The sequence below is a fragment of the Acetobacter ghanensis genome, assembly GCF_001499675.1.
In the GTDB taxonomy this organism is placed as follows: domain Bacteria; phylum Pseudomonadota; class Alphaproteobacteria; order Acetobacterales; family Acetobacteraceae; genus Acetobacter; species Acetobacter ghanensis.
This window is the reverse complement of the sequence record NZ_LN609302.1, coordinates 2,629,114-2,645,395: the sequence shown is the minus strand read 5'-3', so window position 1 is coordinate 2,645,395 and position 16,282 is coordinate 2,629,114. Positions and strand designations below refer to the sequence as shown.

The following is a 16,282-nucleotide window of genomic DNA, read 5'->3' as shown; positions in this document are numbered from 1 at the left end:
GGCTAGGGGGGCCCAAAGCCTTACCAAACCCAACCAAACTCCGAATACCCGGAAGTTTAGCCTGGCAGACAGACAGTGGGTGCTAAGGTCCATTGTCGAGAGGGAAACAGCCCAGACCACCAGCTAAGGCCCCTAAATCGTGGCTAAGTGGGAAAGGATGTGGGGATTCCAAAACAACCAGGAGGTTGGCTTAGAAGCAGCCATCCTTTAAAGAAAGCGTAATAGCTCACTGGTCTATTAGAAACCCTGCGCCGAAAATGTAACGGGGCTCAAGCCACGTGCCGAAGCTGTGGGTGCATACTATGTATGCGCGGTAGCGGAGCGTTCCGTAAGTCTGTGAAGGAAGCGGGGTGACCCCTTCTGGAGATATCGGAAGTGCGAATGCTGACATGAGTAGCGACAAACAGTGCGAGAAACACTGTCGCCGAAAGTCCAAGGGTTCCTGCGCAAGGTTAATCCACGCAGGGTTAGTCGGCCCCTAAGGCGAGGGCGAAAGCCGTAGTCGATGGGAATCAGGTGAACATTCCTGAACCTGCCAGAAGTGACGAATGCGATATGTTGTTGGTCCTTAACGGATTGGACCGGCTTTTGGAGCATTCCAGGAAATAGCTCTGGCGTATAGACCGTACCCTAAACCGACACAGGTGGACTGGTAGAGCATACCAAGGCGCTTGAGAGAACGATGCTGAAGGAACTAGGCAAATTACTCGTGTAACTTCGGGATAAGCGAGACCCACATTTGGGCAACCATTTGTGGGTGGCACAGACCAGGGGGTAGCGACTGTTTAGTAAAAACACAGGACTCTGCGAAGTCGAAAGACGACGTATAGGGTCTGACGCCTGCCCGGTGCCGGAAGGTTAAGAGGAGGTGTGAGAGCACTGAATTGAAGCCCCGGTAAACGGCGGCCGTAACTATAACGGTCCTAAGGTAGCGAAATTCCTTGTCGGGTAAGTTCCGACCTGCACGAATGGCGTAACGACTTCCCCGCTGTCTCCAGCATCGGCTCAGCGAAATTGAATTCCCCGTGAAGATGCGGGGTATCCGCGGTCAGACGGAAAGACCCTATGAACCTTTACTGTAGCTTTACAGTGGCATCAGAGACATTCTGTGTAGGATAGGTGGGAGGCTTTGAAGCAGGGGCGCCAGTTCCTGTGGAGCCATCCTTGAAATACCACCCTGAATTTTTCTGATGTCTAACCGCGGCCAGTAAGCCTGGTCCGGGACCCTGTATGGTGGGCAGTTTGACTGGGGCGGTCGCCTCCCAAAGTGTAACGGAGGCGCGCGATGGTGGGCTCAGGCCGGTCGGAAACCGGCTGTTGAGTGCAATGGCATAAGCCCGCCTGACTGCGAGAGTGACAGCTCGAGCAGAGACGAAAGTCGGCCATAGTGATCCGGTGGTCCCGCGTGGAAGGGCCATCGCTCAACGGATAAAAGGTACTCTAGGGATAACAGGCTGATCTCCCCCAAGAGTCCACATCGACGGGGAGGTTTGGCACCTCGATGTCGGCTCATCACATCCTGGGGCTGGAGCAGGTCCCAAGGGTTCGGCTGTTCGCCGATTAAAGTGGTACGTGAGCTGGGTTTAGAACGTCGTGAGACAGTTCGGTCCCTATCTGCCGTGGATGTTGGAGATTTGAGAGGATTTGTCCCTAGTACGAGAGGACCGGGATGAACATACCTCTGGTGCACCGGTTGTCGCGCCAGCGGCACAGCCGGGTAGCTAAGTATGGACGGGATAACCGCTGAAAGCATCTAAGCGGGAAACCCACCTCAAAACTAGATCTCCCTGAGGGTCGTGGTAGACCACCACGTTAATAGGCCAGATGTGGAAGCGTGGTAACACGTGCAGCTAACTGGTCCTAATCACCCAATAGGCTCACTCTCACACCATCTGAAAAGATGGCCCGTGCACAGAAATCATCCATAACCGCGTCACACGCTAAAACACCAAAACGCACCAACCGCATCCACACACCCTAAAGGGTGGTCTGGATGACCTGGTGGCCATGGCGGGGAGAGTTCCACCCGATCCCATCCCGAACTCGGCCGTGAAAACCCCCAGCGCCTATGATACTGCGGCTTAAGCCGCGGGAAAGTCGGTCGCCGCCAGGTCTTCCAGTCTACCCTCACAAATCTTCTCATAACAAAATCAACACAATCACCATCGCGGGGTGGAGCAGCCCGGTAGCTCGTCAGGCTCATAACCTGAAGGTCACAGGTTCAAATCCTGTCCCCCGCAACCATGAATTCCAAATGAAAAGACACGATGAACCCGCCCTTACTCGGCGGGTTTTTTTGTGATCGGAATCCCGTGTAGGAGGAAATCGGGCTGACGGAAAGGTGAGCCACCATTCCTGTATGGCTGGGCTAATCAGTCAGTTGGAGAAAGGGGCAGGATGAAATATGGACGGGTACCCCTGATCTTTCTGTGTCTGCTGTGGGCGAGGGCAGCTTGGGCAGCAAAGCCATCTTATGATGTTTATGGCTCGTGGTTGGTCGCATGCGACAATATCTTGACCTGTGAAGCTAAAGGCTTTGTGCAGAGTGATGACGATGTTACTTCGAGCATGCCGGACAACAGGCCAATCAACGGATCGGTTGACCTGCGCTTTATTCGTAATGCCGGACCGGATGGTGTGATTGAAGCGCGGCTGAGCGCTGGGTTTCCCTTTGGGCTGGCGGATCTGCGTGTGGACGGCAGGCCGTTGTTGCTGGACCGTTCGGCATGGGCACTCAACACACGGGACGGAAACACGATCTTATCTAGCAAACGGCCCGAAGTTATTGCGGCGTTTGTGGCGCAGGTGCGCGATGGGACAGTACTGCAGGTACGTGATGGGATTGTGCCATTGAACGGGTTAAGTGCTGCAGTGCTGCACATGGATGACCGACAGGGAAGAGTGGGTGGTGTAACTGCACTGATCCGCACGGGGGCAAAATCAGCCAGTGCCGTACCCCCTGCGCCATTACTACCGCCGGCTCCATCTGCTCATCGCTCCATCGTTCTTGCCCGCAGAGAGCGGGACCGCTTGATGGCATGGACAGAAAGAACGCAGGCCAAGCTCATAAAAAAGCAGAGTTGTGATAACCCGGATAAAGGGACTGATAGCCTTTTGGAATCAGGGGTTTACGGGTTGGACAAGAACAATGCGCTTATCCTGTTCGGGTGTTCGATGGCGGCATATCAGGGGGCGTCCCTGGTTTTTGTTGTGCCGCGCACCGGCAATGGCCAACCTGAGCCCGCCAGCCTGCCAAGTCCCGTCCTGATCAAGGGAGACCCAGGCGATGAAGGAAGTATTGTGACAAGCCCTGATTTTGACGTGGCGACTGGAACTCTTACGGACTTTTACAAAGGCATGGGTCTGGCTTATTGCGGTGCTTCTCATGCATGGCGATGGGATGGCCAGCACTTCGTTCTGACGGGGATGACCTTTCAGCTTGGCTGTGGCGGCAGCATGTCGGGTGATTGGCCCATTTTATACCGATCGCAAGACCCGCAAAAGGAACAGAAGGCGCAATAGGTCTTTAAAGGCACTCTGCCAGAGGCTGATCTTCACAATACCGTTTTTTACGTGACAAAGATCAAGAAATAACAACACAGTCTTTTATATGACGTTCTGTTGTTAAAGGTCGCCAGCATTTTTGGGTGGCACATTCAAGGCAAAACTGAAGACACATAATACGGCCTTTCTGTTTAGGGGAAGTAGTCCATGGCATCCGGCTTGATAACAAGAAGGCTTGTGCTGAATGGCGTAGCCGCTGCGTGTGTGAGTGCCCCGGTGATGAAGGCCAGTGCCAAAGAGACGCTTTTTGTTGTTGCGCGGTCTCCTTTTATTGCCAGTGGTGTTGCTGTCTCGCACGAGGGGGAGGTTTTTCTGGGGCTGCCACGCTTCCCCGGTATGGAAAAAACGATCTCTCTGGCGCGGGTGAATAAGAGTGGGGAGCCTATTCCTTTTCCCGGTGGTAGTTGGAACACGTGGCAAAAAGGGCAGGATGGCAGCCGGGCTTTTGTTATGGTGAACGCCATTCACCTTTTTCGCGATAATACGCTCTGGGTTGTGGATCAGGGGGCACCCGTTGGCAGCCAGCCGGAGCCCGGCGCGCAGAAACTGGTGCAACTGGACGTAAAAACAGGCCGTATTCTCCGTGTGTTGAGCTTCCCTCATGCCGTTATGCCGTCTGGTGCGCGGTTTAATGACCTGAGAATACATGGTGATCTGATATTTGTGACGGATAGCGGCCTTGGGGGCGTGATTATCCATAACCTTTCGACCGGAACAACGCTCCGGCGGCTGTCTGGCCAGAAGGTTATGCAAAATGATGGAGTGCATCTGCATAAAGGCATAGGGGGGCGTATTCTGGCCGACGGAAATGGAAAGCGCCCTGATATTGCCAGCGATGATATTGAAGTCGATGCCGGTGGAACGTGGTTTTACTTTGCTGTCCCAGCCGGCCCGCTCAAGCGCATTGGGGTTGCGGACCTTCTGGATATGGCTCTTACGGATGACCAGCTTGCGCAAAAGGTTGAGATTGTTGCGGAAATTCCCAGTGTGGGCGGCACCTGCATGGATACGCGCGGCAATTTTTACCTTGCAGATGCGGAAAATAGCCGGATTACCGTGCTGTCACCTGAGGGTAAGCGGACAACGCTGGTGCAGGATGAGCGCCTGATTTCCCCCGATGCGTTGTTCATAGACCGTGAGCGCACATTGTATATCCCCTGCCCGCAGTTGCAGAAGCTGGCTTTTTTGAACAATGGCCGGGATGAGGTGCATGCACCGTTTTTAGTTCTGTCCATACCGTTGCCAAGAAGTGTGGACGGTATTCCGCTAGGGGAAGGGGTGGAAGGATGAGAACCGCTCTGTCAGGCTGTGGCTCTACGTTATGTCTGTTTTTAGCTGGCGCGGCCCTGCTCTTTAGCTCATTGGCCAAGGCAGCCCCCCCAGATGGTCCTGTTTATGGACCTGAATTACAGGGGTTTTCCTATCCGTGGCCTGTTTTGGAATTTTCTTTTCCTTCCCAGAAGCAAACGCTGCACATGGCGTATATGGATGTCAGGCCGGACAACCCTAATGGGCAGGTTGTTGTGCTTTTGCATGGCAAGAACTTCTGTGCGGCAACATGGGGCAATACCATTCATGTTCTGGTAGAGAAGGGGTATCGGGTTATTGCACCGGATCAGGTCGGATTTTGTAAGTCCAGCAAACCACAGGCCTACCAGTTTAGTTTTGGCCAGCTTGCCAGTAACACCCACGCCCTGCTGGAGCATCTGAATATCCCACAGGTTGCCATGGTTGGTCATTCCACAGGGGGAATGCTGGCTATTCGTTATGCTCTTATGTACCCACAGGATATTTCCCGACTGGTTCTGGTTGACCCGGTTGGGCTGGAGGACTGGCAGGCCAAGGGTGTGCCGTACAGAACTGTTGACGCATGGTATGCGCGTGAACGGGGTAAAACGGCTGCGCAGATCCGCGCTTACGAGCAAAAAGTCTATTATGCGGATGAATGGCGGCCAGATTACGAGCCGTGGGTCCAAATGCTTGCTGGTATGTATAGAGGACCAGAGGCGGATAGTGTCGCTTGGAACTCCGCCCTGCTGTATGACATGATCGCAACGCAGCCGGTTGTGTATGACTTGCCCCGCCTTAAACCCCCGACAACAGTGATGATTGGGGATAAGGACGTAACCGCAATAGGGAGCGATGGCGCACCGGCGGAAGTACGCGCAAAGCTGGGGCATTACCCCGAACTGGGGCGGGCTGCTGCTGCGGCTATTCCCGGTGCAAAGCTGGTTGAATTCCCCAATGTCGGGCACACGCCGCAGCTACAAGCACCTGACCTTTTTCATAAAGCACTGCTGCGGGCGCTGGATTGAGGGGATGATACGCATAAAGTGATATTGATTCGCATTTGCGTTTATGGGAAGCTCATGACCAGTTAACGCGCATGGCCTTGCTGCGTTTGTGAAAAAAACGCAGGTCGGGGCGGCATCATGCAGTGTGGAGGGGCCAATGTTTGTTGCCATGAACCGTTTTAAAGTCCGACCGGAAAAAGAGGCCGAGTTCAGAAGTCGCTGGCTGGACCGCGAGGTTCTGCTGCGGACGGCCCCCGGTTTTTTAATGATCCAGTTCATGCGGGGGGATGTGCAGCCCGCTTACGTGGCCTATGCGTCCCAAACAATCTGGGCATCGCGCGAGGCGTATGAGGCCTGGCGTAAGTCGGAACTGTTCCACATTGCCCATAAAGGCATGGGGCAGGGCGAACCGCTAACGCTCGAAAAGCGTGAATTCAGTGGCTACGATGTGCTGCGCACGGTCGAAGGGCAGGAGCAGGCTGCCTGATGAAAAACGCATGGATGACACCCCGCTCCGCTCCCCTTCTGCCCCCTATGGCGGCACTTCCTCGCCGGTCTTTTGCGGCTATGCTGGCTTCTGGCGCGGCTGCGGCCATTATGCCGCGCATTGGGTGCGCGCAGGAGGAGGCGGGTCGGACGGTCACAGACTGCCGAGGCCGACACGTTACGCTCCGTAGTGCTGCAAGAATAGCCAGCATTGGTGGCCCCATAACCGAGACGCTTTATGCGCTGGGGCGGTCAGGCGCTATTCTGGCTGTGGACCAAACCTCCACATGGCCAGAGCAGGCGCAGAAGGAGAAAAAAGGTCTGGGCTATATGCGCGCCATATCGTCCGAGGGGGTTCTCTCCCTACGGCCAGACCTTGTGCTGGCCATGAACGATGCCGGACCACCCGCCGCCATGGACCAGCTTGTGGCATCGGGCGTGCCCGTGGTGTTTGTGGATGCCACACCCTCCCCCGAGGCGATTGAGGGCCGGACCCGCTTTTTGGCCGATCTGGTAGATGCCAAAGAGGCGGGTGAACAACTCTGCACCACCATTGCCGGGCAGTTCCGGCAGTTGGTGGCGTGGCGCGCCGCACATACGTGGATGCCACGTGTGCTGTTTGTTATGCGTATGACCAACAACCGCCCCATGGCCGCAGGGAGCGGCACCGCAGCCGACGCCATGATCCGCCTTGCCGGGGGCGTTAACGCCGGAGCGGCCATGCAAGGCTACAAAATTGTGGATCAGGAAAATCTGGTGGCCCTGCGGCCCGATGTCATCTTGCTGATGGACCAGACCGCGCCCCCCATTCGTACCGCTCTTCAGGCTGACCCCGGCTTTAAGCTGACGCCAGCAGGCCGCAGCAATGCCTTTGTTGTTATGGAAGGGGAGCGCCTGCTGGGTTTTGGCCCCCGCACGCCTCAGGCGGCACTTGATCTGGCCAGAATGCTGGCGGCGGTGGGCCACCCCGCATGACGGGGGAGCGGCGGCGCGCAGTGTTGTTTTTGTGCGCTCTGTTGCCGTTGCTGGCGCTGGTTACGGCTGTCTCGCTCAATGTTGGGGCAACAGGGGTGCATCTTATGGCCTTATGGCATAGCGGTGCACAGGTGGACGGCTTTGCAGACCGGGTTGTGCTGACCCAGATCCGTGGCCCCCGCGTTGTTATGGCCGGGCTTACGGGGGCCGCGCTGGCTGTGGCCGGGGCGGTCATGCAGGGGCTTTTTCGTAACCCGTTGGCCGATCCGGGTTTGATTGGCGTCTCCTCCGGGGCGGCACTGGCTACGGCCTGCATCATTGTGCTGGGCGGCGCGTGGGTGGACGTTGGGGCAGGGGCCGCACAGGCGGCGCTTATGAGCACGGCATGGGCAGTGCCTGTGGCCGGTATGTTGGGTAGCTTTGCCGCCGCATAGTTGCTTTATGTGTTTGCAACGCGTGGCGGGGTAACCTCTGTAAGCATGATTTTGCTGGCCGGGGTGGCGCTAAGCGCGTTTGCTGGTGCGTTAACGGGTATTCTCATCTTCCGTGCTAACGATACCGCGCTGCGTGACCTCACCTTTTGGACCATGGGCAGTTTTGCCGGTGCAACATGGTCGCGTATTGGGTTGTTGTGCCCTTTCCTGCTGGTGGCGGCATGGATAACGGCAGGTTTGGCTGCCCCCTTGAATGCCCTGTTGCTGGGGGAGAGTGACGCCCGGCTTATGGGGTACCCTGTGGAGCGGATCAAGCGGTTGGCCATGCTTGCGGTGGCCTGCGCGGTGGGGCCTACCGTCTCCTTTGCTGGGGCAATCGGGTTTGTGGGGGTTGTGGTGCCGCATCTGGTAAGGCTGGTCACAGGGCCGGACCACAGGCTGGTGCTACCGGGTAGCGCCCTGCTGGGTGCGGCCCTGCTTATGGCGGCGGACACGTTGGCGCGGGTTATTGCCATGCCAGCCGATGTGCCGGTGGGTATTGTAACAGCAGTGCTGGGCACGCCGGTTTTTGTATGGCTCCTAACACGGGCGCATGACCGGGAGGTGCTGGCATGAGCCTCTCCTTGCGGAATGCGGGCTGGCGCGTGGGGGGCAAGCCCATTGTGCACGGGGCTACGTTGGCGTTTGAGCCGGGGCAGGTTACGGCCATTGTCGGGCCAAATGGTGCGGGTAAGAGCACGTTGCTGCGCCTTGCCAGCGGGTTGTTGCCTGCAACCAGTGGCGCCGTGTGGCTTGGCAATGCGCCTTTAACCAGTTTTTCCCCCGCCCAACTGGCGGCATGTCGCGCTATGTTAACGCAGGATTGCGCCTTGCGGGCCCGGTTTACACTACGTGAGCTGGTGGCAATGGGTGGGCAGGTCTCCGCGCCATTCATGGGGCATTCGGCCCGCTGGGCGCTGGCGGGCCTGCTGCTGGAGCGGGTAGGGCTGGCGGCCTTTGCCGAGCGGGACGTTATGGACCTGTCGGGAGGGGAGCGCCAGCGTGCCCATCTGGCACGGGTGTTGATGCAGTTGGAGGCTCCGGTGCATGGTACAGACCAGCCACCGGGCTTTTTGCTGCTGGATGAGCCGATCTCGGCGCAGGATCTATCGCGGCAGCATCTGGTGCTGGACCTTGCCCGCGCCCATGCCAGATGTGGCGGAGGCGTGGGGATGGTGATGCATGACCTGAACTGGGCTGCCGCCTGTGCGGACCACATTGTTGTGGTGCATGAGGGGGGCATTGACGCACAGGGGCCGCCAGAACAGGTGCTAACCAGCGCGCTGGTTAGCCGGGTGTTTGGGGTGGAAGAGGGGCGCGTGCATATGCATGGGGGGACCGGCAAGCCCTATGTTCTGCCCCATGATATGATTTGCCAATAAAGGCTGAAGGAGAAAAAACAGGCTATGTCCCAGTATATTGCCATGAACCGTTTTCTGGTTTCCCATGAAAATGAGGAGGCCTTCCAGAAGCGTTGGCTGGAGCGTGAAGTTTTATTAAAGACAGTGCCCGGATTTATCAGTTTTCAGTTTTTGCAAGGGCCGGAAAAAGATGGGGTCAGGCTTTATGCCTCTCATACGGTGTGGGAGTCATACGATGCGTTTGTGGGCTGGACACAGTCCGAGCAGTTCCGTCAGGCCCATGCAGGGGCAGGGCAGGGCCGTGTGCTGACGGCTGGCCCCCCGGTGTTTGAAGGCTTTACCGTGTTGCAGGATGTCTCGGCCTAGACTTTAGGCCTTAATAGATAAACGCTGTAATGGCCTGAGAATGCTTGGCATTTCAGGCCATTTTTATAGGGTGCTCGTTCAGGCTGGAGTGTTGAGCGATGCGTTTGGTGCGTTAAGATAGGTTTTAACGCGCAAAAACGCAGCCCGTGCCCCCGTTACCGCCAGAGCCGGGTCAAACCCCGCATGGTCAATGGCGCTTTTAAAGGCGTTCCACGACGGGCCACGCCCCCCGGGGTCCGCTGCCAGATGACGTGCCCCGAAGGTTTCGGTAAATCCCAGTTTTTCAGCCAGTTTTGTTAAAAAATTCGCCCCCAGTTTGGAGCCTTCCGCCACGTATAGCCAGCCTATGGCGGTGGATGCGTCTTTGGCCTCCACCGGGTTTTGGGCGTCGGGCAGGGGCAGGCCAAGGTCGCGCATATCCTGATGAACCAGTGCAAAGCGGTTTCTGATCGCCAGATCAGGAATGGTTTCCACCAGATCGGCATGGCTGTACAGGCCGTTAATATCTCTGTGGAACTGGTACTGAAGCTGCACAAAATTCCGGTACTTATCAGCACTGGAGAACAGCCCCTGCGCCATAATTCCCCTGTCCAGATCCTCATGAATCGTGTGCGTGGCGTCTTTAAGGCGTAGAGAAAGTGAGAGTGTGTCGGACGTTCTGGTCATGGTTTTTGGCCTCTACGACAGAAGTGGCATTTGGGAAGAACGCAAAGTGTGGCGCATTTAACGCAAATAAGAATCATATGCAATAAATGCTTGCTTGGGAATACTTAACTCTGCATCATTAAATCGTAATGATTCTCATTATCAACATCATGGATGCACAATGACAAGGCTGCCCCTTTTCTGCCGGGCTGCGCATTACCGGATGCTGGCAACCACAGCTCTGGTTTATGCCTGCACAGCGCCCGCTTTAGCCGCGACAACAGAGTCCGCACCTTCCAGGGCAGAAACAGCCACGCAGGCCAACACTGGTAAAAACGCCAGTAAGCCTCCTGCGGTTTCTTCCAGTACTGTCGTTTTGGGGCCTGTCAGGGTTCGTGGAGCCACGGATATTCTGGATTCCATGAAATTTGACCCCGATAAAGACCACAGCGCGGTTGGCAAGGCAGGTGTGTTGACAACAACAACCACCCTTAAAACCTTCCGTGACCGCCAGATAGACAGTCTGGAGGACTACGCCCGCCGTGTGGATGCCTCGGTCAATTACAGCAATGGTAATTCCAGCATCAACATTCGTGGTCTGGACCAGAACCGCATTTTAACAACCATAGATGGCGTGCGTATGCCTTGGGCAAACGATGGCGCGTATGCTGGGTCTTTCAATTCGGCACAGGGGGGTGTCAACAACTTTGACTTCAACTCCCTTGGGACCATAGACGTGGTTAAAAGTGCGGATTCCAGCTTTTTTGGCACCGGAGCGCTGGGTGGGATTATTGCCCTGCGCACGCTGGACCCGGAAGATCTGCTTAAGCCGGGCAAGACCTTTGGGGGGCTGACCAAGCTCACCTATAATGGCTCAAGCGAGGCTGCGTTGCTGAATCAGGCTTTTGCCGCACGGTATAAAAACACGGTTTTTCTGCTGCAAGGTGGCTACCAGAACGGGAGCGAGACCGGCAACCGGGGCGACATTGAAGGGTATGGCCGCACCCGCACCGCCAAAAACCCGGCAACGTATGATCAGGGGAGTTTTCTGGGCAAAATCCGGCATTATTTTGAAGGAGGGCACAGGGTCGGCCTGACGGGCGAATGGTTTGACCGTAATTATAACGAACGCACCAGAACGTCCGAAACAACCGCCACCAACGTCTATCGCACCCGGAGCGAGAACCAGCGTTCGCGCGTGTCCGCCAATTATGACTATCAGGCAGAGAGCCCCACGGCCCTGTTCAGCGAGGCCCATTTTCTGGCTTACTGGCAAAGCATAAAGACCGATACGGATATTACCAACAGGGACCCGGCCAGACCCACGTCCTATGTGCACCAGCACCTGACCCTGCCTGTTGAATCTTACGGTGTGACCGGGTCCGCGACCAACAACATCTTTACAGGTCCGCTCCACCACGCCCTGACTTACGGTGGAGAGGTCTTCCTGACCGATACCTACCAGACGCAAACCGGCCAGCGCGCCGTGTCCAACGCCTATACCCATGACAATTTTTCGGACATGCCCAAGGTGCATGGGACGGATATGGGGGCAATCGTGCAGGACCGTATTGGCATTGGCCGGGGGGAATGGCTGCATATTACTCCGGGTTTCCGGTTTGACTACTTCCAGCGCGACCCACACAACACGGCATCCTACATGGCCAATGCCGGTTATGCAGGCCTGCCACATGGGGCACATGGCTCCCACTTTTCTCCCAAGGTGCTGGTGGAAGCCCGTATTGCCAAGGACTTTGTCCTATACGGTCAGTACGCAGAGGCTTATCGGGCACCGTCAGCCACCGAGGAGTATCTGAACTACAGCACACCTCCGGTTTATCAGGTTGTTGGGAACCCAAACCTCAAACCCGAAAGCAGTCGGGGGTGGGAAGTCGGGATGAAATACGGCAATTCGGAACGGGGTGCCAAAATTTCTTTCTATGACAACCATTATCACAACTTCATTGATATGATGGGGATAAGCGGCTGCACGGGTTATATGCTGTGTTACGGTTATACCAATCTGGCGCATGTGCGGATTTATGGGGTGGAAGCCAGCGGAAACTGGGCGTTTGATGACCACTGGCATGTATGGGGTTCACTGGCCTATGCCGATGGGCGTGATCAGGACATGAACTTCCATCTGAGCTCGGTCGCGCCGTTCCGTGGGATTATTGGCTTTGGATATAAAACCCAGCGTTGGGGGGCGGACCTGTCGGGCACATTTGCCACCGGGCGTGACAATGCCAAGTATCTGACCTCCACCGGCACATTGACCAACCAGTGGAAAACACCGGGTTATGTTATTTTTGACCTGAATGCATGGTATAGCCCATCGTTCTACAAGCCTCTTCGGATTCAGGCCGGTATGTACAATATTTTTGACAAGGCTTATTATAACGCGGCTTCTTTGCCCTATGGTCAGTCTTCTACCTCTCTTTCCGAGCGGTATTACACACAACCCGGTCGCTCCTTTAAAGTAACAGCCCGAATTGAGTTTTAAACTATTCTGTAACATAGGCTGGCTTCCTGCTTTGTTCCGTATGGATCAACAGGACGTCATGCCTATATTGTATTCTGTAGTTGGATGAATAAGCCTAAAATGCCAGTCATGATTATCACGGTATTTTGATAAATTCGCATATATGTATTTATTATATAATATATATGTGCATGAATTGCTTTATTCATCTTCGGTTAGTTCCTAACAATTCGTGTGACGCTGGGATAGTTTATGACACCAGTTTGTTCAGGAGATTTTAAAGATGAAAAAACTTATTGCTCTGACAGCCGTTCTTGGATTTGCTCTTCCGCTTGCTGCACACGCAGAACATCACGAACATCGTGACCACCAGTCTGAACAGCGTGATGGCCAGTCCGGCCAGAATGAAGGTCAGTCTGGTCATCGTGAAGGCCATGAAGGCGGCCAGCACGAAAAGCGTGGTGAAGAACATCGCGGTGGTGAACAGCAGTCCCACGAAGGGCATGAAGGCCACGAAGGTCATGAACATTCTCATGACGATAACCAGAGCAACTAATTGCCGGTTATCCTGTTAATAAAAAAGGGCACCCTGCAAAGGGTGCCCTTTTTTATTGCAAGTCTCGGTTGTGACCATTGGGATATGTGTGCACATCCTTAAGCGCTGATGCACGGATGGGTGTTCCGCTACTTGGCAACTTGCGGCAGAGCGCTCCATTCTTTTATGATGTCCGAAAACGATCAGGACTATTTTATGACTGAAAAATTCTCGATTATTAAATTTGTGCCAGAGCTTTTAAAACAGCGGCCGGGTCAACGCCTGATTGCACGGGATATTGCCCGTCTGATCATGCAGACGTATCCGCAGGCGTGTGAAGACAAGCGCGAGCGGAGCAAGACGCTGGATAGCGATGATGCTTTGCTCCAACAAATTGTTGCAGAGATAGCCGCACAGCGCAAACAACTGGAGGCGCGCTTCAACCTTAAAACAACCGAGGAGCGGCCACGTAAATATTATTACTCCACGAACTCTGACTCCGATGAGGTTGCAGCCGTGGAAGGGGAAGAAGCCCCTTTGCAGGAGGCGGGGCAGGCCGATACGCAGGTTGCTGGTCCGGTCCGGCTGCGTGAGTTTGATCTGTATCCCCTGTTGTCCCAGTTTCTGCTAACGGAACTGGGCATTTATTCCATGCGCATTGATGAAAAACGGGCACGCAACCAGCATGGGTCGGATGGGAACAAATGGCTTTATCCCGATCTGGTCGGCATTGAAGATCTGACAGCAAACTGGGAGCGGGAGATTATAGACTGCGTTTCCGCCAGTTCGGAAACACGGAGCAAGCTGTATTCGTTTGAGGTCAAGCTGCTGCTTAACCGTGCCAATGTGCGCGAAGCCTTTTTTCAGGCTGTCAGCAATTCGTCATGGGCGAATTTTCCCTATCTGGTTGCTGCGGAAATTCAGGGAAGCGAAACGCTTAGTGAGTTACGGGTGCTGTCTGGCACACATGGGATTGGGGTTATTCGGCTTGATCAGGCTAACCCGAGCGAGAGTGAACTTTTGATTCCCGCATTGGAACGGACTGCCATTGATTGGAACAGTGCCAACCGGCTGGCAGCGTCCAGCCGGGACTTTACGCATTTTCTGAATCTTGTCCGGCAGTTCTACCAGACCAAGGACCTGCGGCCACAGGACTGGGATTACCGTGAACCCCAGCAGGGGAAAAAGAAGAAGTAAGCCTACCAAGCCGGAGGGGGCCGCTGGTCAGTCTGGTTAAAAGACCGGGGGTGTAAGCGGGCGCGGGCGTGGTTTGCGGGCCTTGATGACCAGTGTATCCAGCGCGGACAGAAAGCGGGAGCGGTCTGCCTTGCCAAAGGGGGCGCCGCCCGGTGTCATCATTCCCGCGGAGCGTAGGTCGGTCATCAGGTTCCGCATAGCCAGCGCCATGCCTATGGCATCTCCATCCAGCAGGCGGCCTTTGGGTTCCAGCACATAAGCGCCTTTTTCCACGCAGCGTGCGGCGAGTGGAATATCGGCGGTAATGACAATGTCTGCATCCTGCGTGTGTTCGGCAATCCAGTCATCCGCCACATCCGGCCCGGCTTCCACCACAATGCGTTCCACCAATGGGGCATCTGGCACCGCGATCATCCGGTTGGCGACAACAAAAACATGCAGGCCGTAGCGGCCAGCCACGCGATACACCTCGTCTTTGACGGGACAAGCATCGGAATCGATAAAAATACGGGTCATACCCCCAGAACTGCCCCGACTGGGACGCAGAGTAAACCTTTTGGGGGAGGGGAGGTTATGCGCCTGCCAGAGCTAGCCCCTCGGCAACGGAGACAAATTCGCCTCCCAGTTCCACTCGTTCCTCGCCAAAGCGGGAGGTGAATAGTGCCCGTACGGCAGGCACAAATGATGTGCCCCCGGTCAGGAAGACGCGGTCGATCTGGTCCGGGCTTAGGGATGCTTCGTTGAGTGCGGCATCAATGCCCGCGCCCAGACGGGCAATGTCGGGGGCAATCCAGCGGTCAAAATCCGCGCGGGAGACGGTAGCCCGAATATCAAGACCAGGTTGGGAAAAGGCAAGTTCGGCCGTTGGGTTGGAGGATAGCGCACGTTTGGTGGCCGAAACAGCGTTGTAGAGCTCCTGCCCACGCTGTTCGCGGATTAGCTCGATCAGGTTTTTCAGCTTGTCAGGCTCGGAGACCGTGCGGGTCACATCCGCTATTTCGTTCAGTATGCGCGGCGTACGCATGAGGGAGAGACGGTGCCAGCGGGCAAGGGCATGGTACCATTCAATCGGCACGGGGAGCGGCTCGCCCCCCATAATGCGGAATGTGCAGTCCCGGCCCAGAAAAGGGGCTACCACGTTGTCGATAATACGGAAGTCAAACTGGTCCCCCGCCAGCCCCACGCCTGCGTGGCCTAGCGGGCGGGTGGCGTCCTGGCTGGTGGGGTCAAAGCGTACGACCGAAAAATCGCTTGTGCCGCCGCCAAAGTCCCCAACAAGCACGGTTGCCGGGCGGTCCAGCCGTTGCATAAAGCGCCAGCCTGCGGCCTCTGGCTCCATCATGACGGAGATCTGGGCAAAACCGGCCTGAGCAAACGCAGCCCGCAGTCGGGTTTCTCCCAACGCATCATCGGCATTGTCACCCACAAAGTGGACAGGCCGCCCCACTGTTACGTGGCAGTCAGCGGGGGAGAGGCCGCCAAGCGCCATGAATTCCTGCAAGAAGGTCGCAATCAGGCTTTCCAGCGACAGGCGCTGGCCAAACACCTGTGTCTCGCGGAAGCTGGCCTGCGCCAGATAGGACTTCATGGACATGATGAGCCGCGTCTCGGACGGGTCATCAAGGTGCGCTTCAATGGCGTGCGCCCCCACAGCCCGCTCGTTAACGCGCCGCCCGCCTTCCAGCTCCTGCCATAAGGCCAGCAATGTGCGGCATGTTTCGCTCGTGTCCCCATCAGGGGTGGGGAACCGGATGGTCTGAATTGTCCGGTCAGGCCGTGCGATGACAATGACACTGTTGGTGGTGCCAAAGTCGATGCCAATGCGGGTAAGGTTGGGTATGGAGGTCATGACCGGCGGAAAATAGAGCCCGCCTGCCATGCTGTCCATGCCCTGTGTGCGATAT

At 56.0% G+C, this 16,282-nt stretch carries 13 protein-coding genes, 1 tRNA gene, 2 rRNA genes and 1 pseudogene (1 of these 17 cut by a window edge); 14 read left to right on the top strand and 3 right to left on the bottom strand.

Going from position 1 to position 16,282, the window contains the following annotated elements; all coding sequences use genetic code 11:
• The 11 genes and pseudogenes from AGA_RS12260 to AGA_RS12210 all read left to right on the top strand — a co-directional run.
• Positions 1-1,885: ribosomal RNA gene (locus tag AGA_RS12260) — 23S ribosomal RNA — on the top strand (it extends 856 nt beyond the left edge of the window).
• Between the two features lie 112 nt (positions 1,886-1,997).
• Positions 1,998-2,113, top strand: a 5S ribosomal RNA gene (gene rrf / locus AGA_RS12255).
• 53 nt (positions 2,114-2,166) lie between these two features.
• Positions 2,167-2,244, top strand: a tRNA-Met gene (locus tag AGA_RS12250).
• Between the two features lie 153 nt (positions 2,245-2,397).
• Positions 2,398-3,522: a DUF1176 domain-containing protein gene (locus tag AGA_RS12245; RefSeq protein ID WP_059024527.1), complete on the top strand. Its 1,125-nt coding sequence runs from the start codon at positions 2,398-2,400 to the stop codon at positions 3,520-3,522.
• A 189-nt stretch (positions 3,523-3,711) separates the two neighbouring features.
• The gene (locus AGA_RS12240) at positions 3,712-4,854 is read left to right on the top strand and encodes an SMP-30/gluconolactonase/LRE family protein (RefSeq protein ID WP_231945846.1); all 1,143 of its coding nucleotides are present in this window, start codon (positions 3,712-3,714) and stop codon (positions 4,852-4,854) included.
• Positions 4,855-5,039: 185 nt separating this feature from the next.
• Positions 5,040-5,879 (top strand): alpha/beta fold hydrolase, encoded by an 840-nt coding sequence (locus AGA_RS12235; protein WP_231945845.1) that lies wholly within the window; start codon positions 5,040-5,042, stop codon positions 5,877-5,879.
• A 148-nt stretch (positions 5,880-6,027) separates the two neighbouring features.
• Positions 6,028-6,345: an antibiotic biosynthesis monooxygenase family protein gene (locus AGA_RS12230; protein WP_231945843.1), complete on the top strand. Its 318-nt coding sequence runs from the start codon at positions 6,028-6,030 to the stop codon at positions 6,343-6,345.
• An 80-nt stretch (positions 6,346-6,425) separates the two neighbouring features.
• Positions 6,426-7,319 carry a heme/hemin ABC transporter substrate-binding protein gene (locus tag AGA_RS12225; protein ID WP_059024871.1) on the top strand — a complete coding sequence of 298 codons (894 nt, stop codon included), beginning with the start codon at positions 6,426-6,428 and terminating at the stop codon, positions 7,317-7,319.
• Positions 7,316-8,368, top strand: a pseudogene (locus tag AGA_RS12220) (FecCD family ABC transporter permease). Before AGA_RS12225 ends, AGA_RS12220 begins: the two are co-directional and overlap by 4 nt.
• Positions 8,365-9,174, top strand: a complete 810-nt coding sequence (locus AGA_RS12215; protein WP_059024524.1) for an ATP-binding cassette domain-containing protein — start codon at positions 8,365-8,367, stop codon at positions 9,172-9,174. The pseudogene AGA_RS12220 and the gene AGA_RS12215 overlap by 4 nt, the downstream one beginning before the upstream one ends.
• A 24-nt stretch (positions 9,175-9,198) precedes the next feature.
• Positions 9,199-9,519: an antibiotic biosynthesis monooxygenase family protein gene (locus AGA_RS12210; protein WP_059024523.1), complete on the top strand. Its 321-nt coding sequence runs from the start codon at positions 9,199-9,201 to the stop codon at positions 9,517-9,519.
• A gap of 78 nt (positions 9,520-9,597) precedes the next feature.
• On the opposite strand, the gene AGA_RS12205 is transcribed toward AGA_RS12210, so the two are convergent.
• Positions 9,598-10,185: a biliverdin-producing heme oxygenase gene (locus AGA_RS12205; RefSeq protein ID WP_059024522.1), complete on the bottom strand. Its 588-nt coding sequence runs from the start codon at positions 10,183-10,185 to the stop codon at positions 9,598-9,600.
• Positions 10,186-10,345: 160 nt separating this feature from the next.
• Here AGA_RS12205 and AGA_RS12200 point away from each other — a divergent pair, with 160 nt between their 5' ends.
• From AGA_RS12200 to AGA_RS12190, 3 genes are all read left to right on the top strand, one after another.
• A complete protein-coding gene (locus tag AGA_RS12200) occupies positions 10,346-12,667 on the top strand; it encodes a TonB-dependent hemoglobin/transferrin/lactoferrin family receptor (RefSeq protein ID WP_059024521.1) in 2,322 nt (773 codons plus the stop codon).
• Between the two features lie 262 nt (positions 12,668-12,929).
• Entirely contained in the window at positions 12,930-13,202 is a 273-nt protein-coding gene (locus tag AGA_RS12195) for a hypothetical protein (protein WP_059024520.1), read from the top strand.
• A 195-nt stretch (positions 13,203-13,397) separates the two neighbouring features.
• Positions 13,398-14,378, top strand: a complete 981-nt coding sequence (locus tag AGA_RS12190) for a COG2958 family protein (RefSeq protein ID WP_059024870.1) — start codon at positions 13,398-13,400, stop codon at positions 14,376-14,378.
• Positions 14,379-14,414: 36 nt separating this feature from the next.
• On the opposite strand, the gene AGA_RS12185 is transcribed toward AGA_RS12190, so the two are convergent.
• Positions 14,415-14,894 (bottom strand): YaiI/YqxD family protein, encoded by a 480-nt coding sequence (locus tag AGA_RS12185; protein WP_059024519.1) that lies wholly within the window; start codon positions 14,892-14,894, stop codon positions 14,415-14,417.
• A 55-nt stretch (positions 14,895-14,949) separates the two neighbouring features.
• Positions 14,950-16,266, bottom strand: coding sequence for an Hsp70 family protein (locus AGA_RS12180; protein WP_083503643.1), 1,317 nt, complete (start codon positions 16,264-16,266; stop codon positions 14,950-14,952).
• Positions 16,267-16,282 lie beyond the last annotated feature (16 nt).

Excerpts from the sequence above, each read along its gene's own strand:
- AGA_RS12185 (WP_059024519.1), bottom strand. The coding sequence starts at position 14,894 with ATGACCCGTATTTTTATCGATTCCGATGCTTGTCCCGTCAAAGACGAG.
- AGA_RS12245 (WP_059024527.1), top strand. The coding sequence starts at position 2,398 with ATGAAATATGGACGGGTACCCCTGATCTTTCTGTGTCTGCTGTGGGCG.
- AGA_RS12210 (WP_059024523.1), top strand. The coding sequence starts at position 9,199 with ATGTCCCAGTATATTGCCATGAACCGTTTTCTGGTTTCCCATGAAAAT.
- AGA_RS12190 (WP_059024870.1), top strand. The coding sequence starts at position 13,398 with ATGACTGAAAAATTCTCGATTATTAAATTTGTGCCAGAGCTTTTAAAA.
- AGA_RS12225 (WP_059024871.1), top strand. The coding sequence starts at position 6,426 with ATGCTGGCTTCTGGCGCGGCTGCGGCCATTATGCCGCGCATTGGGTGC.
- AGA_RS12200 (WP_059024521.1), top strand. The coding sequence starts at position 10,346 with ATGACAAGGCTGCCCCTTTTCTGCCGGGCTGCGCATTACCGGATGCTG.
- AGA_RS12240 (WP_231945846.1), top strand. The coding sequence starts at position 3,712 with ATGGCATCCGGCTTGATAACAAGAAGGCTTGTGCTGAATGGCGTAGCC.
- AGA_RS12215 (WP_059024524.1), top strand. The coding sequence starts at position 8,365 with ATGAGCCTCTCCTTGCGGAATGCGGGCTGGCGCGTGGGGGGCAAGCCC.
- AGA_RS12230 (WP_231945843.1), top strand. The coding sequence starts at position 6,028 with ATGAACCGTTTTAAAGTCCGACCGGAAAAAGAGGCCGAGTTCAGAAGT.
- AGA_RS12205 (WP_059024522.1), bottom strand. The coding sequence starts at position 10,185 with ATGACCAGAACGTCCGACACACTCTCACTTTCTCTACGCCTTAAAGAC.
- AGA_RS12195 (WP_059024520.1), top strand. The coding sequence starts at position 12,930 with ATGAAAAAACTTATTGCTCTGACAGCCGTTCTTGGATTTGCTCTTCCG.
- AGA_RS12235 (WP_231945845.1), top strand. The coding sequence starts at position 5,040 with ATGGCGTATATGGATGTCAGGCCGGACAACCCTAATGGGCAGGTTGTT.
- AGA_RS12180 (WP_083503643.1), bottom strand. The coding sequence starts at position 16,266 with ATGGACAGCATGGCAGGCGGGCTCTATTTTCCGCCGGTCATGACCTCC.